General features: G+C 71.6%; 8 protein-coding genes. 3 read left to right on the top strand and 5 right to left on the bottom strand.

Annotated elements, in window-relative coordinates; genetic code table 11:
- Positions 1–2: 2 nt before the first annotated feature.
- The 5 genes from D7X99_RS10220 to D7X99_RS10200 all read right to left on the bottom strand — a co-directional run bounded on the left by D7X99_RS10220 (position 3) and on the right by D7X99_RS10200 (position 15,770).
- Positions 3–10,316: a non-ribosomal peptide synthetase gene (locus D7X99_RS10220; RefSeq protein WP_121777599.1), complete on the bottom strand. Its 10,314-nt coding sequence runs from the start codon at positions 10,314–10,316 to the stop codon at positions 3–5.
- Positions 10,317–10,329: 13 nt separating this feature from the next.
- The gene (locus tag D7X99_RS10215; protein ID WP_121777598.1) at positions 10,330–11,568 is read right to left on the bottom strand and encodes an MFS transporter; all 1,239 of its coding nucleotides are present in this window, start codon (positions 11,566–11,568) and stop codon (positions 10,330–10,332) included.
- A 94-nt stretch (positions 11,569–11,662) separates the two neighbouring features.
- On the bottom strand, positions 11,663–12,739 hold the full coding sequence (locus tag D7X99_RS10210) for a hybrid sensor histidine kinase/response regulator (RefSeq protein WP_121777597.1): 1,077 nt from the start codon (positions 12,737–12,739) through the stop codon (positions 11,663–11,665).
- On the bottom strand, positions 12,736–14,202 hold the full coding sequence (locus D7X99_RS10205; protein WP_121753927.1) for an ATPase domain-containing protein: 1,467 nt from the start codon (positions 14,200–14,202) through the stop codon (positions 12,736–12,738). Before D7X99_RS10205 ends, D7X99_RS10210 begins: the two co-directional genes overlap by 4 nt.
- 227 nt (positions 14,203–14,429) lie before the next feature.
- Positions 14,430–15,770: an MFS transporter gene (locus tag D7X99_RS10200; RefSeq protein ID WP_121777596.1), complete on the bottom strand. Its 1,341-nt coding sequence runs from the start codon at positions 15,768–15,770 to the stop codon at positions 14,430–14,432.
- 184 nt (positions 15,771–15,954) lie between these two features.
- Here D7X99_RS10200 and D7X99_RS10195 point away from each other — a divergent pair, with 184 nt between their 5' ends.
- The 3 genes from D7X99_RS10195 to D7X99_RS10185 all read left to right on the top strand — a co-directional run bounded on the left by D7X99_RS10195 (position 15,955) and on the right by D7X99_RS10185 (position 20,470).
- Positions 15,955–17,238 (top strand): serine/threonine-protein kinase, encoded by a 1,284-nt coding sequence (locus D7X99_RS10195; protein WP_233613262.1) that lies wholly within the window; start codon positions 15,955–15,957, stop codon positions 17,236–17,238.
- Between the two features lie 43 nt (positions 17,239–17,281).
- On the top strand, positions 17,282–18,331 hold the full coding sequence (locus D7X99_RS10190) for a PEGA domain-containing protein (protein ID WP_121777654.1): 1,050 nt from the start codon (positions 17,282–17,284) through the stop codon (positions 18,329–18,331).
- A gap of 99 nt (positions 18,332–18,430) precedes the next feature.
- Complete coding sequence (locus tag D7X99_RS10185; protein WP_121777594.1) at positions 18,431–20,470, top strand: TonB-dependent siderophore receptor; 2,040 nt, start codon at positions 18,431–18,433, stop codon at positions 20,468–20,470.
- The last annotated feature ends 19 nt before the right edge of the window (positions 20,471–20,489 follow it).

Here is a 20,489-nt window from a genome sequence, read left to right as displayed (position 1 = left end):
TGTCAGGGCTCCTGGGCCTTCGCGAGCGCGTCGCGCAGCCTGGCGGCCAGCACCTGGAGATGGGGAGGCTTGAGGAAGGAGTAGTGGTCTCCGGGCACCGTGTGCACGTCCAGTCCGCCGGGTGCGTAGGCGGCCCAGCCGTGGTCCCAGCGGGAGGCTTCCGCTTCGAAGAGGGTGAAGGGGCCGCTGGCCGGGGGCGGTTCGTAGACCCAGCCCGCGTTCAGGTGGACCTCGAACGCGTGGCGCAGTTGGCGCAGCGACTGCTCCGCGGCGAAGAGCGGCTGGCTGGCCTCTTCCAGCACGTCCATCCACCGGCCAGGTGAGAGCCCTTCATTCGGCGGCAGCGGCTGGCCCGAGGCGCGCAGCAGGTCCTCCAGGAACAGCGCGCTCAGCCGAGCCTTCGCGTTCAGGTCGTCCGGGTTGCCAAAGTGCAGGCTCGCGGACGAGTCGAGCAGCGCGAGCAGCGCCACCGTCTCCCCCTCGCGTCGCAGCTGGTGGGCCATCTCCCACGCGACGGCGCCTCCCATGGACCAGCCGCCCAGAAGGTAGGGGCCGTGCGGTTGGACCTCCCGCACCGCGCGCACGTACAGGGTCGCCATCTCAGGAATGGAGTCGCAGGGAGGTTCCTCGCCGTCCAGGCCCCGGGCCTGGAGCCCGTAGAACGGCTGCTCCGGTCCCAGCGCCCGGGCCAGCTCCGCGTAGGGCACGACGCTGCCGCCTACGGCATGGACGCAGAAGAAGGGACGCACGCCCTTGCGGCCCTTCTGGAGCGCGACCCGAGGTGTCCAGGGCGCCGCGTCCCGGAGCAGGCCCGCGAGGTGCTCCACGGTGGCGTTCTGGAAGAGCGCCGCCACCGGCAGCGTCCGGCCCAGCCGGGCGTGGATGGCCGACTGCACGCGCAGCGTCAGCAGCGAGTGGCCGCCCAGCTCGAAGAAGTTGTCGCGCACGCCGATGGGGTGCACGCCCAGCACCTCCTCCCAGATGCGCACGAGCTGGAGCTCCAGCGGCGTGCGGGGACCCACCAGGGTTCGCGTGGGCTCGCGGCCTGCCTCCGGTGCGGGCAGCGCCTTGCGGTTCACCTTGCCCGAGGGCGTCAGCGGGAACCGCTCCATCGCGACCCAGCGCGCGGGCACCATGTATTCCGGCAGCCGCTGCCGCAGGAAGCTCCGCAGCGCTCCGGCGTCCAGCGACTTCCCTCCGGCGTCCACCACCCAGCCCACCAGCTGCTTCTGGCCGCTTCCGTCATCCCTCGCGTCGACGACGCAGTCGCGCACCGACGGGTGCTGCGCCAGCGCTGCTTCAATCTCTCCCAGCTCGATGCGGAAGCCGCGCACCTTGAGCTGCGCGTCGCGCCGGCCCAGGTACTCCAGCGTGCCGTCCGGAAGATGCCGTGCCCAGTCGCCCGTGCGGTACAGCCTGCCTCCGGGCGTGGCGCCGAGCGGATCCGGGATGAAGCGGTCGGCGGTGAGGCCGGGCTGGTTCAGGTATCCGCGGCAGACCTGCACGCCGCCCACGTACAGCTCGCCCGTGACGCCGCGGGGCACCGGCTGGAGGTTCGCGTCCAGCACGTGCACGGGCACGTTGATCAGGGGCCGGCCGATGGAGGGCAGCGCCGGCCAGGTGTCCGGATCTCCCTTCATCGACAGTGACGTCACCGCGTGGGCTTCGGACGGGCCGTAGTGGTTGTGCAGCACCGCGCCCGTGCGCTTCATGAAGCGGCGGATCGCCGGAGTCATGCGCAGCTGCTCGCCCGCGACCATGATCTCCCGGACGCGCGTGGGGAAGGTGCCCTCACGCTCGGCCACCTCCGCCAGGTTCTGGAGCGCGACGAAGGGCATGAAGAACCGCTCGATGCCCGCGCCCTCCAGCAGGGCCAGCAGCTGGCTGGCATCGCGGCGGACCTCGTCGGTGAGCAGCACCAGCTCACCGCCCGCGGCCCAGGTCGCGAACAGTTCCTGAAAGGACACGTCGAAGCTCAGCGCGGAGAACTGGAGCGTGCGCGCCCCGGGCGCCACCGAGTCCCCCAGCTGCCAGTGCAGCAGGTTCACCAGCGCCGCGTGGTGCATCGCGATGCCCTTGGGCGTGCCGGTGGAGCCGGAGGTGAAGATGACGTAGGCGAGCGCCTGCGCGTTGCCTCGGGATTCTGGCCGCGTGTCGGGTTCCCGGGCCAGGGCTTCCGTCTGCGTGTCGAGCTCCAGCACTCGCGCCGCACTGGCCCCCAGGACCTCGCGCAGCTCGTGCGTGGTGAGCAGCACCGCCGCGCCCGAGGCCTGGAGCATCGCGGTGAGCCGCTCCGGCGGATAGGCCGGATCCAGGGGGACGTAGGCCCCTCCCGCCTTGAGCGTGCCCAGCACCGCCACGGGCAACTCCAGCGAGCGCCGCAGGTGGATGCCCACGCGGACGTCCGCCCCCACGCCCAGGCCGCGCAGGTGGTGCGCGAGCTGGTTCGAGCGCCGCTCCAGCTCTCCGTAGGTGAGCGCCTCATCTCCGAAGCGCACCGCGATGGCTTCAGGCGTCCGCGAGGCAGTGGCCTCGAAGAACGCGTGGATGCCCGGCATGGCGGGATAGTCCGCCGGCTGGAGCGCCCACGCCGCCAGCTGTCTCCGCTCCGCGTCCGCGAGCATGGGCAGCGTGCCCAGGGGCGCGTCCGGCGCCGCGAGCGCGCCTTCGAGCAGCCGCGTGTAGTGATCCGCGAACCGCGCCACCGTGGCCTCGTCGAAGAGGGCGGTGTTGTACTCCCAGAGGATGGACACGCCCTCCGGCGCTTCACGCACGAAGAGGGTGAGGTCGAACTTCGCCATGCCGGGCTCGAAGGCCAGGGCGCTGACGTGGACGCCGGGCAGCTCCCAGGGCGCGCCCCCGTTCTGGAAGACGAACATGACCTGGAACAGCGGCGAGCGGCCCAGGTCCCGCGTGGGGACCCGCGCGTCCACGAGCTGTTCGAACGGCATGTCCTGGTGGGCATAGGCGCCCAGGCAGGCCTCGCGCACGCGGCCCAGGAGCGCGCGGAAGCTCTCCGCGCCAGTGGCATCCACGCGCAGGGCCAGGGTGTTGGTGAAGAAGCCGATGAGGTTCTCCACCTCGCGCTGGCCGCGCCCCGCGATGGGCGTGCCGATGACGAGGTCGTCCTGTCCGCTGTGCCGCGCGAGCAGCGCGTGGAATCCCGCGAGCAGCAACATGAAGGGCGTGACGCCCGCGTCGCGCGCCAGGGCCTGCACGGCGGCGGGAATCGAGGCGGGCAGGGGGCGCGAAAGCTGGAGGCCCTGGTAGGTCTGCACGGGCGGCCGCGGCCGGTCGGTGGGCAGCTCCAGCGTCGGCGGCGCGCCTTCCAGGTGCTGCGTCCACCACGCGCGCTGGGCCTCCAGCGTCTCGCCCGCCATCACCTGGCGCTGCCACCCGGCGAAGTCCGGGTACTGCACGGGCAGGGGCGGCAGGGTCGGCGGTTCGCCCTGGTGACGTGCCGTGTAGAGGGCCTTCAGCTCGCGCACCAGGATGTCGATGGACCAGAAGTCACACACGATGTGGTGCATGACCAGCAGCAGCGCGTGCCGCTCCGGCGCCGTGCGCACCAGCGTGGCGCGCACCAGCGGGCCGCGCTCCAGGTCGAAGGGCTTCTTCGCCTCCGCCTCCGCGCGAGAGCGCAGCAGCGCGTCCCCATCCAGGGACTCGATGTCGAGCGTGAACGGCCGGTGCTCCACGACGTGTTGGACCGGATGGCCCTCGCCGTCGCTGAAAGTGGTCCTCAAGGCCTCATGCCGTTGGATGAGCGCATCCAGCGCGCCCTCCAGCGCTGGGACGTCCAGCGGGCCGTCGAGGTGGAAGAAGAAGGGCACGTTGTACGCGCTTCCGTGGGGATCCAACCGCGCGAGGAACCACAGGCGCTGCTGCGCGAAGGACAAGGGCCGCGGCTTGTCCCGCGACCCCGCGACGATGGGCGGCACCGGCGGACCGTGGCCTCCCTTCTGGAGCGCCTCCAGCCGCTCCGCGAACCGGGACACCGTCGGGGACTCCAGCAGCAGGCGCAGGGGCACGTCCCGCTGGAGCACGTCCCGCAGCCGCGACACCACCCGCGTGGCGAGCAGCGAGTGTCCGCCCAGCTCGAAGAAATGGTCGTGCGCTCCCACGCGGGGCACGCCCAGCAGCGGCGCCCACAGCTCCGCCACCAGCGTCTCCCAACCCTCGCGCGGCGCCACGTAGGCGTCCGGGCCCGCCTGTGTTTCCGGTGCGGGCAGGGCCTTGCGGTCCACCTTCCCTGACGGGGTCAGCGGCATCCGCTCCAACTTCGCGAACGCGGAGGGCATCATGTGCGCCGGCAGCCGCGCGGCCAGGTGGGCACGCAGGTCGCCCGTGTCCACGCGCGCACCGGTGACGTAGGCCACGAGCCGCTTGTCGCCGGGAGCGTCTTCGCGCACGACGACGCTCGCGTCCTCCACGCCCGGCGAGGCCTTGAGCGCGGTTTCAATCTCTCCTGGCTCGATGCGGAAGCCGCGCACCTTCACCTGGGAGTCAGTGCGCCCCAGGAAGTCGAGGACGCCGTCTGGCCGCCACCGCACCCGGTCTCCCGTGCGGTACAGCCGCGCGCCCGGCGTCGTGCTGAACGGATGCGGCACGAAGCGCTCCGCGGTCTGCGCGGGCTGTTGCATGTAGCCCCACGCGAGGCCATCGCCGCCCAGGTACAGCTCGCCCGCCACGCCCACCGGCACCGGGGCGCCCAGCGCGTCCAGCACATAGGCCTGCGTATGGGTGATGGGCCGGCCGATGGGCACGGGGCGCCCGTCGTCCACCGTGCCCTCCAGCGGATGAACGGTGGAGAAGGTGGTGTTCTCCGTGGGGCCATAGGCGTTGATGACGTCCCGGCCGGCCTCGCGCACCTGTCGCGCGGCCAGCGGGGACATGGCCTCGCCGCCCGTCATCACCTGCCGCACGCGCGCGAGCGCCTGGGGGTGGAACATCGCCATCTGGTTGAAGAGGGCCGTGGTGATGAACAGCGTGGTGATGCCCTGCTGCTCCAGCATCCCGGCCAGCTCCTCCAGAGACGGCTGATGCGCGGGGGCGACCACCAGCTTCGCGCCATGCAGGAGCGCGCCCCACAGCTCCAGCGTCGACGCGTCGAAGGAGATGGGCGCCAGTTGGAGGAGGACCTCGTCCGGGCCGAAGCGCGCGTACGTCGTCCCCTTCACCAGCCGCACCACGCCCCGGTGCGGGATGCACACGCCCTTGGGCCGGCCGGTGCTGCCGGACGTGTACATGACGTACGCCAGCGCGTCCGCGGGCACGGTGACGCGCGGCGCTCGCGTGGACTCGTTCGCGAAGGCGTCCCACGACGGCTCCAGCGCCACCACGCGCGCCTCCAGCCCCGAGAGCTTCGCCTCCTGGCCGGGCTGGGCCAGCAGCACCGGCAGCCGCGTGTCCCGGGCCATGAAGAGCAGTCGCTCGGTGGGATAGGCCGGATCCAACGGGACGTAGGCGCCGCCCGCCTTGAGGATGGCCAGCGTGGCCACGGCCATCTCCAGCGAGCGGCCGGTGCACAGGCCCACCGGCGTGCCCACGTCCACGCCGAGCGCGCGCAGGTGGTGCGCGAGCTGGTTCGCGCGCGCGTCCAGCTCCGCGTACGTGAGCTGGCGGCCCTCGAACTCCACCGCGATGGCCTGGGGCCTCTCCCGTGACTGTTCCTCGAAGAGCGAGGTGATCGACGCCTCGCGCGGAGGGTCAGCGTGGGTGTCGTTCCAGGTGAACAGAAGCTGCTGGCGCTCCTCGTCGGTGAGCAGCGGGAGCCGTGCCACGGGCTCTTCCATCCGAGCGACGGCGGCCGCGAGCAGGCGCGCGTAGTGCTCCGCCATGCGCGCGACGGTCGCTTCCTCGAAGAGGGCGGTGTTGTACTCCCAGACGAAGTCCAGGCCCTCGGCGGACGGCTGGGCGAAGAGGGTGAGGTCGAACTTCGCCATCCCCGTCTCGACATCCATCGGCGCCACGGACACATCCGGCAAGGCGCGCGCCGCGGGGCCTCCGGCGTTCTGGAGCACGAACATCACCTGGAACAGCGGCGCGCGGCTGGGGTCGCGTTCGGACTGGAGCGAGCGCACCAACTGTTCGAAGGGCATGTCCTGGTGGGCGAAGGCCTCCAGCGTGAGGTCGCGGACGCGGCCCACGAGGTCGCGGAAGCTCGCGTCCGGGGGCGCGGTGATGCGCAGCGGCACCGTGTTGATGAAGAAGCCGACCAGCCCCTCCAACTCCTGGCGCTCGCGGCCTGCGAGAGGTGCGCCGATGACGACGTCATGCTGGCCGCTGTAGCGGGCGAGCAGGGCGTGGAAGCCCGCCAGCAGCAGCATGAAGGGGGTGGCGCCCTCCTGCTGCGCCAGCGCCTCCAGGGCTCGCGACAGCGCGGGCGACGCCTTCTGGGACAGGTGCGCGCCCTCGAAGGTCTGCACCGCCGGGCGCGGCCGGTCCGTGGGCAGGTCGAGGAAGGACGGTGCGTCCTGGAGCCGGGCCTTCCACCACTCGAGCCGCGCCTCCACCCCCGCGCCCTCCCACGACTGCCGCTGCCAGCGCGCGAAGTCCGCGGGCTGGAGGGACAGGGGCGGAAGCTCCGCCGCGCCGCCGCCGGTAGCCTCGCGGTAGAGCGCCGTCAGCTCTCGCTCCAGCACGCCCAGCGACCAGCCATCGCAGATGATGTGGTGGAAGGTGACGAGCAGGGCGTGCTCCCCGTCCCGCACGTGCACCAGCGTCGCGCGCACGAGCGGCCCACGGGCCAGGTCGAAGGGAAGGCGCACCTCCGCCTCCGCGCGCAGTGACAGCTCCGCCTCCGAGGACACGCGCTCGCGCCGCAGCGGCACGTGCAGCGCCGGGGCGATGCGCTGCACCGGCTGGCCCTGGTGTTCCACGAAGGTGGTGCGCAGCGCCTCGTGACGCCGCACGAGCGCCTGGAGGCACTGCTCCAGCGCGCCGTCATCCAGCGGCCCGCTCCAGCGCGTGAACCAGGGCAGGTTGTACGAGAAGCCGTCCGGATCCATCCGGGTGAGGAACCACAGGCGCGCCTGGGCCGAGGACAGCGGGGGGACTTCGTCGCGCGGGCTCGGCACGAGCGGCGGCGCTTCCCCGTCCTCCGCTGGCCTCAGCGAGGCCAGGTGGGCGGCCAGCTCCTCCACGGTGGGGTTTTCGAACAGGACCCGCACCGGCAGCTCCACCTGGAGCCGGTCGCGCAGCCGCGCGGTGACCTGGGTCGCCAGGAGGGAGTGGCCGCCCCGTTCGAAGAAGTGGTCGTGCGCGCCCACGCGCGGCAGGCGCAGGAGCGCGGCGAAGACTCCCGCGACCTCCGTCTCCAGGGGCGTGCGTGGGGCCACGAAGGCCTGGGCCGAGTCCGCGTCGTCGTCCGGAGCGGGTAGGGCGCGCCGGTCCAGCTTGCCGCTGGGGGTGAGGGGGAACGCGTCCAGCAACACAAAGGCCGCGGGCACCATGTACTCCGGAAGCCGGTCGCGGAGCACCGCCTTGAGCCCGCTCGCGTCCACGTCCGCTCCGGGCTGCGTCACCACGTAGGCCACCAGGTGCTTGCCCCGCGCCGCGTCCTCCCGTGCGATGACCGCGACGTCCTTCACGCCCGGCAGCTTCGCCACCGCCGCCTCCACCTCCGGCAGCTCGATGCGATAGCCGCGGATCTTCACCTGGGCGTCGCGCCGGCCCAGGAACTCCAGCGTGCCGTCCGGCAGGTACCGCGCGAAGTCACCGGCGCGGTACATCCGCGCGCCCGGATGCGGGCTCAGCGGATCCGGCAGGAAGCGCTCCGCCGTGAGGTCCGGCCGGTGCAGGTAGCCGCGCGCCAGCCCCGCGCCGCCGATGTACAGCTCGCCGGCGACGCCCACGGGCACCGGCTCCCACCGGGCATCCAGCAGGTACGTGCGCGCGTTGGTGATGGTGCGGCCAATGGGCGGCAGGTCAGGCCACGCGTCCGGGTTGCCCTTCAGCACGTGGGCCGTGGCCGCGTGTGTCTCCGTGGGGCCGTAGTGGTTGTCCAGCGCGCACCCGTCCAGCGCGTGGAGCAGCCGCCGCAGCGCGGGCGTCATCCGGAGCTGTTCGCCCGCGGTGTTGATCTCCTTGAGCGACGTGGGCAACAGGCCGTCCGCGTCCGCCACCTCCGCCAGGTGCTGCAAGGCGACGAACGGCAGGAAGATGCGCTCCACGCCCTGGTCGCGCATCAACGTGAGCAGGGCCCGGCCGTCGCGCCGCATGTCCTCCGAGACGAGCACCAGCTCCCCGCCCGCGGCGAACGTGGGCAGCATCTCCTGGAAGCACACGTCGAAGCTCAGCGCGGAGAACTGGAGCGTGCGGCCCCGGGGCGCGGTGGAGCGGCGCACCTGCCACTGGATGAGGTTGAAGAGCGGGCGGTGCGGCATCGCCACGCCCTTGGGCACGCCCGTGGAGCCCGACGTGAAGATGACGTAGGCCAGCGTGTCCGGTCCGCCCGCGGGCGTGGGCGCGGTGTCCGGCGTGGAGAGACCGTCCTCCAGGAACAGCCGCTCCGCGCCGCCCTCCGGCAGCCCCGACGTCAGGGAACGCCGCGTGACGAGCACCTTCGCGCGCGACGTCTCCAGCATCAGCGCCAGCCGCTCCGGCGGATAGGCCGGATCCAACGGGCAGTAGGCCGCGCCCGACTTGAGGATGCCCAGCACGCCCACCGGCAGCTCCAGCGAGCGGTCCACGCACAGCCCCACCGCCGTGTCCGGCGTCACGCCGCGCTGGCGCAGCGCATGGGCGACGCGGTTGGCCCGCCGGTCCAGCTCCGCGTACGTGAGGCTCGCGTCTCCGAAGCGCACCGCGATGGCGTCCGGGTTCCGGCGCACGCTGGCCTCGAAGAGGGCGTGCACGCCGGGATGCAACGGCACGTCCGCGCCGGTGTCGTTCCAATCCCTCACCGCCCGTTCCCGCTCGCGCGCGGTCAAGAGCGGCAGCAGGGACACGGGGGATTCCGGCTTCGCGACGGCGCCCTCCAGCAGGCGCGCGTAGTGCGCGGCCATGCGCGCCACCGTCGCCTCGTCGAAGAGGTCCGCGTTGTATTCCCAGCGCGCCTCCAATCCGCTGGGGTCGTCGTAGAGGAACAGGGTGATGTCGAAGCGCGCGACACCGGGCTCGAAGTCCAGCTCCGTCACGGTGAGGCCGGGCCACTTGAGCGCGGCCCACGGCGAGTTCACGTGCACGAACATCGCCTGGAACAGCGGGGAGCGGCTGGGGTCGCGCTGCGGCACGAGCAGGTCCACCAGCTGCTCGAAGGGCATGTCCGGATGCGCGTACGCGCCCAGACACACCTCGCGCACGCGGCCGAGCAGCGCGAGGAACGTCGGGTCGCCGGACGCGTCCAGTCGCAGCGCCAGCGTGTTGGCGAAGAAGCCGATGAGCCGCTCCACCTCCCGCCGCCCGCGCCCCGCCACGGGCGTGCCCACCACCAGGTCCTCCTGGCCGCTGTAGCGCGACAGCAGCACCTGGAACGCCGCCAGCAGCGTCATGTACGGCGTGACGGCCGCCTTGCGGCTCAGCTCGCGGATGCCCGTGGCCAGGGCCTGCGGCATGGGCAGGCGGTACACCGCGCCCCGGGACGTCTGACGCGGCGGACGCGGCCGGTCCGTGGGCAGCTCCAGCGCGGGAGGCGCGCCCGAAAGCCGCTCCTTCCACCACGCGCGCTCGGCCTCCAGGAAGTCACCGGCGAGCGTCTGTCGCTGCCAGTGCGCGAAGTCCGCGTACTGCGCCGGCAGCTCCGGCAGCCGGGGCGGCTCGTTCCGGGTGGCGGCGGTGTAGAGCGCGCTCAGCTCGTTCGCCATCCACCCCAGCGACACCGCGTCGCAGACGATGTGGTGCGTGACGAAGAGCAGCGCGTGCTCCTCCGGCGACAGCCGCACCAGCGTGGCCCGCACCAACGGCCCTCGCGCCAGGTCGAACGGCGTGCGCGCCTCGGCTTCCGCGTGCTCGCGCAGCGCCCGCTCCCTCGCGGTCCCGTCCGGTCCTCGCGCGGACAGGTCCTCCCGGCGGAGCGTCAGCGTCAGCGCGGGGGCGATGCGCTGCACCGGCTGGCCGTCCACGGCGGCGAAGGTGGTGCGCAGCGCTTCGTGCCGGTCCACGACTCCCTGGAGGGCCCGCTCCAGCGCGCCCGCGTCCAGCGCGCCCGTCAGCCGCACGAAGAAGTAGACGTTGTACGTGGCGCTCGTGCCCTCCATCTGCGCCAGGAACCACAGGCGCTGCTGCATGAAGGACAGCGGCAGGGCCTCCGTCCTGGGGACGAGGGGCAGCGGGACACGCTTCTTGCCCGGGGCAACCGGCGAGGAGGTCGTCATGGTGAAGGCCCTGTCAGGTCTCGTAGGCAGCGAAGCCGCGCGAGCGCAGCGTGCGCAGCAAGACGGTGAAGAGGAGGAACCCGAACGCCGCGCCCCCCATGACGGGCCGGACGCCCAGCCGGTCCGCGAGCGCGCCCTGCGACCACACGCCCACCGTGAAGCCGACGAACAGCAGCATGGAGTTGAGGCTGGCGATGCGCGCCTGCAACTCGCCGGACACGCGCGCCTGGCACAGCGTGGCCAGCCCCGTGAGCGTCAGCATGTACAGCGCCCCCAGCGCCAGCACCGCCACCGTCGCCATGCCCAGCGACGGGGACAGCCAGTACGCCGCCGCCGCCGGACCGATGAGCAGCAGGCTCACCTCCAGAAGCCGCCCCCGTCCCATCCAGTCCGCCAGCGTGCCCGCGCTCAGCGCCGCCAGGAACGCCCCCGCGCCCTGCGCCGTCACCAGCATCGACGTGGCGCCCGCGTCCTGGCCGAACACCCGGATGGCCATCACGGGCGCCAGCGCCGTGAACGGAGCGATGCACACGGCGATGGCCAGCGTCCCGCCCATCGCCATCAGCAGCGCCTCGTCCGAGCGCGCCACCTGGAAGCCTCGCACGATGCCCGCCCACACCCCCTCGGCCGACGCAGGCCTCGCGGCGGCCGGAGCACCCCGCACGCCCAGCAGCGACAGCATCACCGCGCCGAAGGAGAACGTGTTGAGCAGCAGCACCCAGCCGATGTCCGTGTGCGCGATGAGCAGCGCCGCCAGCGCCGGGCCGCAGATGCGCCCCAGGTTGGCCTGGGCCGAGTTGAGGCTCAGCGCGCTGTGCAGGTCCTCCTTTGGCACCGAGACGGCGATGAGCGCGGAGAACGCGGGCATGAACAGCGTCACCGCGCAGCCGTTGAGGAACGAGATGACCGCCACCCAGCGCACCGTCAGCCCGCCGCTGAAGGCCAGCGCCGCCAGCGTCCCCGCGAGCACCATCTGCACCAGCGCCCCCAGCCCCACCGCGCGGCGCCGGTCGAACCGGTCCCCCAGCGCGCCTCCCAGCGGCGACAAGAGGATGGACGGCAGCCACGTCAGCGCCGCCACTCCGCCCGTCCACTCCGCCCGTCCCGTGACCTTCGTCACGTACACGCCCAGCGCCAGCACCTCCATCCACGTGCCGATGTTGGACAGCGCCGCGCCGCCCCACAGGAAGGCGAAGTCACGGTGCTTCAACGCGCGCAGCGAGGACAGGCGGGACGAAGGAGGCGTGGACACACTCGCTTTCTAATTCACCGAGAGCGCCGGGTGTTCGTGGACTTCCAATCTGGTTGGTTTAGATGGAGTTCCGGCGGAAACGTGCAGTACTGCTTCAGTTCCGCCGGGGCAGGCGCAAGGTGAAGGTGGAGCCTTCACCCAGGGTGGAGCGGGCGGACAGCGAGCCGCCGTGCAGCTTCGCGAGGGCCGCGGCGATGAAGAGGCCCAGGCCGTGGCCGCGTCCGCGGTCCTCGTCCGCGCGCTGGAAGCGGTCGAAGACGTGGGGCAGGGCGCCTGCCGGGATGCCCACGCCCCAGTCGCGCACGTGGATGAGGACGAGGCCCGGGTTGAGCGCTACGCCCAGCTCGATGTGGCGCGACGTGCCGCTGTACTTCACCGCGTTGGACACCAGGTTGTTGAGCACCTGTCGCAGCCGCTCCGCGTCCAGCATCAGCGGCTCCACCGCCTCCACGGCGTGGAGGGAGAAGTCCATCTCCGGTTGCAGCTCGCGCCACTCCTGGACGAGCTCCTGGAGGAAGAGCGTCAGGTCCGTGGGTGCCAGCTTCAGCTCCAGCTTCCCGTCCGCCAGCCGGGAGGCGTCCAGGATGGATGTCACCAGTCCGTTCATCCGATCCAACTGGCGCAGGACGCCCTCCGCGGAGCGGCGCTCGTCGTCGATGCCTCGCTTCTGCACCTTGCGCAGGAGCAGCTGCGTGTTGAGCCGCGCGGAGCTGAGCGGCGTCTTCAGCTCGTGCGCCACCCAGTTGAGCATCTCCTCGCGGGCCAGGCTCACCGAGCTGACCGGCTCGCGCGCGGCCGGGGCGGCGTCCGTGCGGGTCGCCTCGCGGTACTGGAGCGCGTTGCTCACGGCCTGCTCGAAGGTGGTCAGGTCCACCGGCTTCGCGAGGAAGGTCTGGGCCGCCTCGCGCCCCTGGGGACGCGCCGCGCTCAGGAGCAGGAAGGGCACGTCCGACAGCGTGGGTTCGGAGCGCATGGCGTGCAAGAGCTGCATGCCGGTGCGCCGGGGCATCATGTGGTCGCTGACCACCAGGTCCGGCGTCTCCGTGCGCGCCAGCAGCAGCGCCTCCTCGCCGTTGTGCGCGCGAATCACGCGGTGGCCCAGGTCCTCCACCACCTCGGAGAAGACCTCCAGGAGCGCCTCTTCATCCTCCGCGATGAGGACCAGGCTCATTCACCCAGCCCTCCAATGGAGGTCCCCAGCGGGCGGGCCTGACCCGTCAGCAGTCCCACGGCGGAGCGCATGGGCGCGAGCACCTTCACGCCGGTGTCCTTGATGAGGAACTCGCGCAGGTCGGTGACGTATTCACTGTCCCTCATCTTGAGCACGGACAGGATCCGGTGCATCTGACCGTGCAGCTCCACGTAGCGCAGCAGCAGCAGGTTCTCTCCCAGGATGGCGACTGGCGCGTCGTTGAAGTCCAGCTCGGTGCCGACGATCTTCGGCACCTCCCGGGTGAACAGGGAGGTGATGCCCCGCATGCGCAGCCGCATCGCGAGCGAGGCCATGAACATGCGCCGCCGCCCGGGGTCGAGGATGGCCAGCTCCAGGTCCGAGAGTCCGTCCAGCACCAGCCGCTGGACGCCGAGCGCGTCCACCTTGCGCAGGATGTCCCGCACGAGCACGTCCGCCTCGACCTCCATGGGCGGCACGTAGTGGAAGACCAGCCGTGAATCGCGCAGCAGGGGGGCCACGTCCAGCCCCACGCGCCGGGCGCGCGCCGTGAGCATGGCCGGCGCGTCGAAGAAGGAGACGAAGAGCGCCTTCTCCCCATGGCGCGCGGCGTCCGCGGCGAAGTGCATGGCGAGGATCGTCTTTCCAATGCCCATGCTGCCCGCGAGCATCGTGGTGCTGAGCTCCGGCAGCCCCCCGTGCATCAACCCATCCAGCTCCGGCAACCCGAAGCCCTTGCGCTTCAGCGTGGGGGGTTCGTCCTGGAAGTCCACCGGGGTGGCCTCCAGGCGCGGGATGAACTCCACGCCCTCCTCGTGGATGGCCATGGTGTGCTCACCCGTGAGGTGGGGCCGGCCGCGCAGCTTCACCACCTCCACCCGGCGCACCCGGAGCGCGCCGTGCGTCTGGACGGACAGCGACACGATGCCGTCCACCGTGGTGGCCTCCGGCAGCGCCATCAGCCGCTCCAGCGGATACTCCGTGGTGAACAGGCCAATGCAGTTGCTGGCGGCCAGACCGATGCCCAGCTCATAGAGGAACTCGCGCAGCCGCGCTTCGTCCTGCCACAGGTCGCGGATGGAGCGCAGCCCGTCGATGAAGAGCATCGCCGCGCCGCGCTCGCGCACCGTCTGCAGCAGCAGCTCCCGGGCCTCCTTCGCACCCCGCTTGAGCGCCGAGTAGGCGCTGATGATGAAGAACCTCTCGCCCAGCAGCTCCGGCTTGAAGAAGGAGAAGCCGGACAGGGCCTCCATCAGCTTGTCGTGGGGCTCCGAGGTGACGGTGGCCACCACCACGGGAACGCCGCGCGCCGCGGCCGCGAAGGCCACCTGGCTGCACAGCACCGTCTTCCCCGAACCGGGCGTGCCGGTGACGATGAAGGACTGGCGAGCGGGGATGCCTCCACCCAGGATGACGTCGAAGCTGGGAATGCCGCTCTGGAAGAGAGGAGTCTTGCTGGGCATGCCGGGTTCCGTCGGAGAGGGTCAATGCGCGGAGCTTCCGTCTTCCGGAAACGCGCGCCGGGACAAGGTGCGCACGGGAGGGGAACGGGGCATGTCCAAAGCCCCCTCCGCTGTCCTCTCCGCATAGCCGACGCGCCCCGGACGGGGTTGGCTTCGTGAACCCGCGCGTCCCATCTGTCGGCTACACGTCAACACCCCGGACAGCCACGTGGGCGGCCGGCCCGTCGTCAGCGTGACGGCGCGGGCTGCTCGTCCGGTGCGCTCGCACGGGCGGTGAAGCCCCGGAAGAGCAACAACGACACCACGAGCCCCACCGCGCACACCGCGGAGACGTAGTACGCGGGCGCGAGCGGGCTCTGCTTCAGGGCTAATGTCACGGCGAGCGGCGTGAGGCCGCCGAACAGCGCGTACGCCACGTTGTAGGAGAACGACAGGCCGGAGAAGCGCACCGCCGGAGGGAAGGCCTGCACCATCACCGCGGGCACCACGCCGGCCACGCCCACGCAGAACCCCACGCCCGCGTAGAGAGGCACCAGGTGCTCCGGCGCGGCCGCCACGCCCCGGTAGAACAGCTGCGCGGCGACGAGCAGCATCCCCGAGCCGATGGCCATGGCCCGCGTGGGCCCCAGCCGGTCCGCGAGCAGCCCGTAGCAGATGCACCCCAGCGTGAGCGTGAGCGTGGCCACGCTGTTGGCCGCCAGCGCCTTCGCGGGCGGGATGCCGTGCAGCTGCTGCATCAGCGTGGGCGTCATCAGGATGACCACCACGATGCCCGCGGTGAGCACCCAGGTGAACAGCATGGACACGACGACGGCGGGCGCGTGGCCCCGGAGCGCGGCCTTGAGCGGCAGCTCGCGCACCAGCGCCTTCTTCTGGCGCATCTCCTCGAAGACGGGCGTCTCCTGGAGCCAGCGGCGCAGGAACACGGCGAAGAAACCGAACACGCCGCCCACCACGAAGGGCACGCGCCAGCCGTACGCCAGCACCTGCTCCGGCGTGAAGACGGTGTTGACCGCGGTGGCCACCAGCGAGCCCAACAGGATGCCCAGCGTGAGCCCGGAGGTGAGCGTCCCGCACGCCAGGCCCACGCGGCGCTCCGGCACGTGCTCGGAGACGAACACCCACGCGCCCGGCACCTCGCCGCCCACCGCCGCCCCCTGCAACAGCCGCAGCGTGAGCAGGAGCAGCGGCGCCGCGTACCCGGCCGTGGCGAACGTGGGCAACAGGCCCATGCACAGCGTGGGCACCGACATCAGGAAGACGCTCAACGTGAACATCCGCTTGCGCCCGGTCCGGTCCCCGAAGTGCGCCATCACGATGCCGCCCAACGGCCGCGCCAGGTAGCCCGCCGCGAACAGCCCGAACGTCTGCAGCTGCCGCAGCCAGTCCGCCGTCTCCGGAGGGAAGAACAGCTTCCCCATCACCGCCGTGAAGAACACGAAGATGATGAAGTCATAGAACTCCAGCGCGCCCCCCAGCGCCGCCAGCCCCAGGGTGCGGATGTCCCGGGCGGACAGCGGACGGAGAGCGGCCAGCGGGGACGGGGCGTCGGAGGGGGAGGTCGCCATGCGCGGAGGACCGGGAGGATATGCCGGGACACCCGCCCGTCGCCCATCCGTCACGTTGTAAAGGTGTATTCACCGCAAAACCTGTTGACACGGTGTGCGAAACTTGTGGGGAGGTCTCGGCATAGGTATCTTCCGGGAATTGCGAGTTCCGTCCTGGGAGTACAATTTGGACAGGGTTGATACCGTGACGCCGACGCCGGCCGCACCCGGGGTGGACATCCTCTTCGGGAAGTACCGAATGGTGCAGCGGCTCGCCACGGGCGGGATGGCGCACCTGTTCCTGGCGACGATTGACGGGCCGGACGGCTTCTCCAAGGCGTGCGTCATCAAGCGCATCCTGCCGGAGTACGCGAACCTGGAGCCCTTCGCGCGGATGTTCGCGGACGAGGCGAAGGTGGCGGCGCTGCTCACGCACCCGAACATCGTGCAGGTGTTCGACTTCGGGAAGATCGACGGTCAGTACTACCTGGCGATGGAGTGGATTCAAGGCCAGTCGCTGGACCGCATCATGCGGCACGCGGCGGCGGCCAACATCCCGCTGGGGCCTCGGGTGACGGTGGACGTGGGCCTGGCCATGTCGGACGCGCTCACGTACGCGCACGCGAAGACGCTGTCGGACGGGACGCCGCTGAAGCTGGTGCACCGGGACATCACGCCGGGCAACGTGCTGGTGTCTCGCGACGGCATCGTGAAGCTGGCGGACTTCGGCATCGTGAAGAGCTCCGTGAACCTGGAGCGCACGGTGGCCGGGGTGGTGAAGGGCAAGTACGCGTACATGTCCCCGGAGCAGATAACGAACCGGGAGTTGGATCACCGCTCGGACCTGTATTCGCTGGGCATCGTGCTCTACGAAGCGTCCACCGGGCGCCGGCTGTTCAAGCGCGACTCGATGGAGGCCACCATCATGGCCGCGTCGGCGGGGGACGTGCCGCCGCCGTCGCACGTGGCCCCGGGCTTCTCGCCTGACCTGGAGCGCATCCTGCTCAAGTGCCTGGCGAAGGATCCCGCGCAGCGCTACCAGACGGCGCGCGAGCTGCACGACGACCTGGAGCGCTACCGCACGGCGCAGCACTGGACGTCCGGCGGCCGGGAGCTGGCGGCGCTGATGGCCACGCTCTTTCCTCCGGACGCCACGGGCCGCGTGTCCACGGCGCTGGCGGTGCCGGGGTCCCTGGTGGGCTCGTCGCCGGGAGTGTCGGCGGATGCTTCGGGCATGGGCTCCACGCGCATGCCCAGCGGCATCTCCGGCCCGTCGCCCTTCGCGCCGCTGGAGCACGCGGTGGACCTGCGCGAGCCCAGCGCGCTGGTGCCCACGGGCATGCTGCCCCGGAGCACCGGGACGGGCTCCACCACGGGCGTCATCCCATCGCCGGAAGCGGCCGCGGCCGGGGCGTTCCCCTGGGGGCTGGCCGCGGCGGCGGGGGTCGCGCTGGCGGGCAGCGTGGTGTTCTGGCTGTTCATCGCGTGAAGGGCGGGCGCACCGTGTCGTCGTGGGAAGTGGGACTTTGAACGTGAAGAATCAGAAGACCTGGGTCGCCGTCATCCTGCTGGGCACCGTGGCCGTGAACGCCGGGGCGTACCTGGTGGTCCGCTCGCGCAAGGCCGCGCAGCCCGAGCCCGTCGTCATGCGGCCTCCCGACTCCCCGCCCGCCGTGGTCCTCCCCAAGGCCGTGGCGTCCGTGTCCCCGCCCAAGGAGGACTCGCACGCGGGGCTCGTGCGGGCGCTGCGCGCGTCGGGTCTGGCCGCGCTGGAGGACCGCGACTACGAGCGCGCGGTCGCGCAGTTCACGGAGGCGCTCAAGCTGCGCCCGGATGAGGGGGACAGCGACCTGACGCGGCTGTTGGGCATCGCCACCGACCTGCGCTCGCGCGAGCAGACGCGGACCGCGCCCACGCCGCGCGAGCCGACGCCCAACCGCACGCCGTCCCGCACGCGCCCCGGGAAGCGTGGCGCCCGCGAGCAGCCGGTCGCCCAGGCCGCTCCGCAGGAAGAAGCGAAGGGCGGGCTCCTGCTGGTGACGTCCACGCCGCCGGGGCTGGTGGTGATGGTGGATGGCAGGGCGGTGGACATGACGCCGGCGCGGCTGCCGGTGTCCGCGGGCGCGCACCGCGTGGTGCTCGCGCAGGGCGACCGCCGCCTGTACGAGGAGACGGTGGAGGTGGACGCGGACTCGGTGCGCTCGCTCAACCGCGACCTCTCCGCGGAGCTGACGCCGCCCGCGCCGAAGCCGGCCGTGGCCCAGGTGGCGGCCGTGGTCCCGGCCTCGCCACCGGCCGCGAGTGGTCCCGCGGCGTCCCCGCGCGACCCGGAGCCCACGAAGCCGCCGGAGCCCTCGGTGGCGAAGGCCGCCGTGGCGCAGCGGGGCGACCTGGAGGTGACGTCGCCGGGGCTCTACGGCGAGGTGTGGATCAACGGCCGGCCGTATGGCTTTCCGCCCATCTCCGCGCAGGCCCTGCCTTCCGGCCCCGCGAAGGTGGAGGTCCGCGTCAACGGCGAGGTGAAGCGGCGCATGACCGTGGAGGTCGAGCCGGGCCGCAGCACCCGCGTGCGCGTGAAGTGACGTGAAGTGAAGTGATGTGAAGCAAGGCTTCGGCCCGCCTTCGATGCAGTCCCCGCAGTCCCAGAACCTACCCCCCAAACTTCGAGAAGGTTGTTTCGTATGGGTTTCACCAGGCACGGGCGTCGTGTGTGTGTATGGCTTGCGTTGCTGGGCGCGGGCACGGGCTTCGCGCAGACGGCGCCGGAGCCCACCCTGGACCCCGGGGAGATGCCCTCCGCCCAGGAGCAGCTGGAGGAAGAGCCGGAGGTGCACAGCCAGGTGGCGTCGTTCGCCATCACGAAGCTGCATGACTCGCCGGCCGTGGTGACGGCCATCACCGCGGACGAAATCAGGGCCTCCGGCGCGCGCGACCTGATGGACGTGCTGTTGCAGGTGCCCGGCTTCTTCTTCGGCGTGGACGTGTCCGGCACGGTGGGGCCGGGCTTCCGGGGCCTGTGGGGCCAGGAAGGCAAGGTGCTGCTCCTCATCGACGGCAAGGAGATGAACGAGCAGCTCTACTCCACGATGCAGCTGGGCCACGAGTTCCCGGTGGAGCTGATTGAGCGCATCGAGGTCGTGCGCGGCCCCGGCTCCGTCATCTACGGCGGCAACGCGGAGCTGGCCGTCATCAACGTCATCACCCGGGGCATCCAGGGCAGCACGGACGCGCTGGTGGTGGGCACCTACGGGCAGCTGGCGCACGGCCTGGGCCGCCGCAGCCTCACGGTGTCCGGCCGCAAGGTGTTTGAAAGCGCGCCGGGCCTGAGCGCGTTCGCGTCCGCGTCGCTGGGGCAGGGGCAGCGCAGCGACGCCGTGTTCGACGACTTCTACGGCGACTCCGCGAGCATGAACGGCGCGTCGGCGATGGACCCCACGGTGGTGCAGGCCGGCGTGGGCTACCGGGACCTGCAGCTGAGCATCCTGTACCAGCGCCAGGACACCACGTCGGTGGTCTCCGTGGACGAGGTGCTGCCCACGCCCGCGAACACCGACTTCGAGTCGTTCCACGCCGAGCTGAGCGACCGCTTCCGGCCCACGGACCGGATTGAAATCATCCCCCGGCTGAACCTCACGCTGGGCGAGTCCTACCGGGACTCGGACGAGTCGTCGCCCTTCTTCTACGACAAGCGCTACCGGCGCCTGCGCGGCCGGGCCCTGGCGCGCTGGGCGGCGTTCGACTTCCTCCAGCTCACGGGCGGAGTGGACCTGGCGTTCGACCAGGGACAGCTGCGGGGCCCGGCGGGCATCGGCCAGCAGGAGCCCTTCAACGGCGACGAGGACGAGGTCTCCTACCGCAACGTGGCGGCCTTCATGGAGGTGTACTCGGACAACCCCATCGCCACGGTGGTGGCGGGCGCGCGCTTCGAGGACCACAGCGCCTTCGGCAGCTCGTTCGTGCCGCGCCTGGTGTTGCTCAAGTCCTTCGGGCCGGTGAGCGGCAAGGCTCTGTACAGCCGCGCCTTCCGCGCGCCGGGCATCGAGAACATCTCCCTGGGCGACGACGTCCGGCCGGAGCGCACCACGGTGTACGAGCTGGAGGCCACCGTACGCCTGGGCGAGGGCCAGAGCTTCAGCGCCAACGCCTTCGACGTGGGCGTGACGGACCCCATCATCTATTCGTACGACCCGGTCACGGCGTCGGAGGCGTACCGCAACCTGGGCCGCCTGGGCAGCCGGGGCATCGAGCTGGACTACCGGCTGCGCGGGTCCTGGGGCCGCGCGCAGGCGGGCTATTCGTTCTACCGGCCGGGCGGGCGCAACGACGTGGAGGACTACCTGGTGCCCGGCCAGCCCAAGGCCTTCACCGGGCTGCCCACGCACAAGGTGACGCTGACGGGCACGGCGAAGGTGCTGCCGTGGCTGTCCGTCAGCCCCACCGCCGTGCTGGTGGGCCAGCGCTTCGCCGTGGGGGCGCCGGACGAGGAGGGCGTGTCGGAGGTCCAGACGCTGTCGCCCCGGCTGCTGCTCAACCTCTTCGTGCGCGCGGAGAACGTGGGGACGAAGGGCCTGGAGATTGGCGCGGGCGTCTACAACCTGCTGGGCAGCGACTTCCGGGTGGCCCAGCCCTACAACGGCGGACACGCGCCCCTGCCGGTGTTCAGCCGCGAGTTCATGGTGAAGCTCACCTACCTCTTCGAGCCGTCGTACGACGACGAGTAGCCTGGCCGTCATCCGGGGC

Source organism: Corallococcus sp. AB032C, assembly GCF_003668935.1.
GTDB classification, from domain to species: Bacteria; Myxococcota; Myxococcia; order Myxococcales; family Myxococcaceae; genus Corallococcus; species Corallococcus exiguus.
Note: the sequence above shows the minus strand (reverse complement) of the source record. Positions and strands in the feature narration are given on the sequence as shown.

What these genes read in the sequence shown, in the direction of transcription:
- D7X99_RS10210 (WP_121777597.1), bottom strand. Translation starts at nt 12,739, where the DNA reads ATGAGCCTGGTCCTCATCGCGGAGGATGAAGAGGCGCTCCTGGAGGTC.
- D7X99_RS10185 (WP_121777594.1), top strand. Translation starts at nt 18,431, where the DNA reads ATGGGTTTCACCAGGCACGGGCGTCGTGTGTGTGTATGGCTTGCGTTG.
- D7X99_RS10220 (WP_121777599.1), bottom strand. Translation starts at nt 10,316, where the DNA reads ATGACGACCTCCTCGCCGGTTGCCCCGGGCAAGAAGCGTGTCCCGCTG.
- D7X99_RS10200 (WP_121777596.1), bottom strand. Translation starts at nt 15,770, where the DNA reads ATGGCGACCTCCCCCTCCGACGCCCCGTCCCCGCTGGCCGCTCTCCGT.
- D7X99_RS10205 (WP_121753927.1), bottom strand. Translation starts at nt 14,202, where the DNA reads ATGCCCAGCAAGACTCCTCTCTTCCAGAGCGGCATTCCCAGCTTCGAC.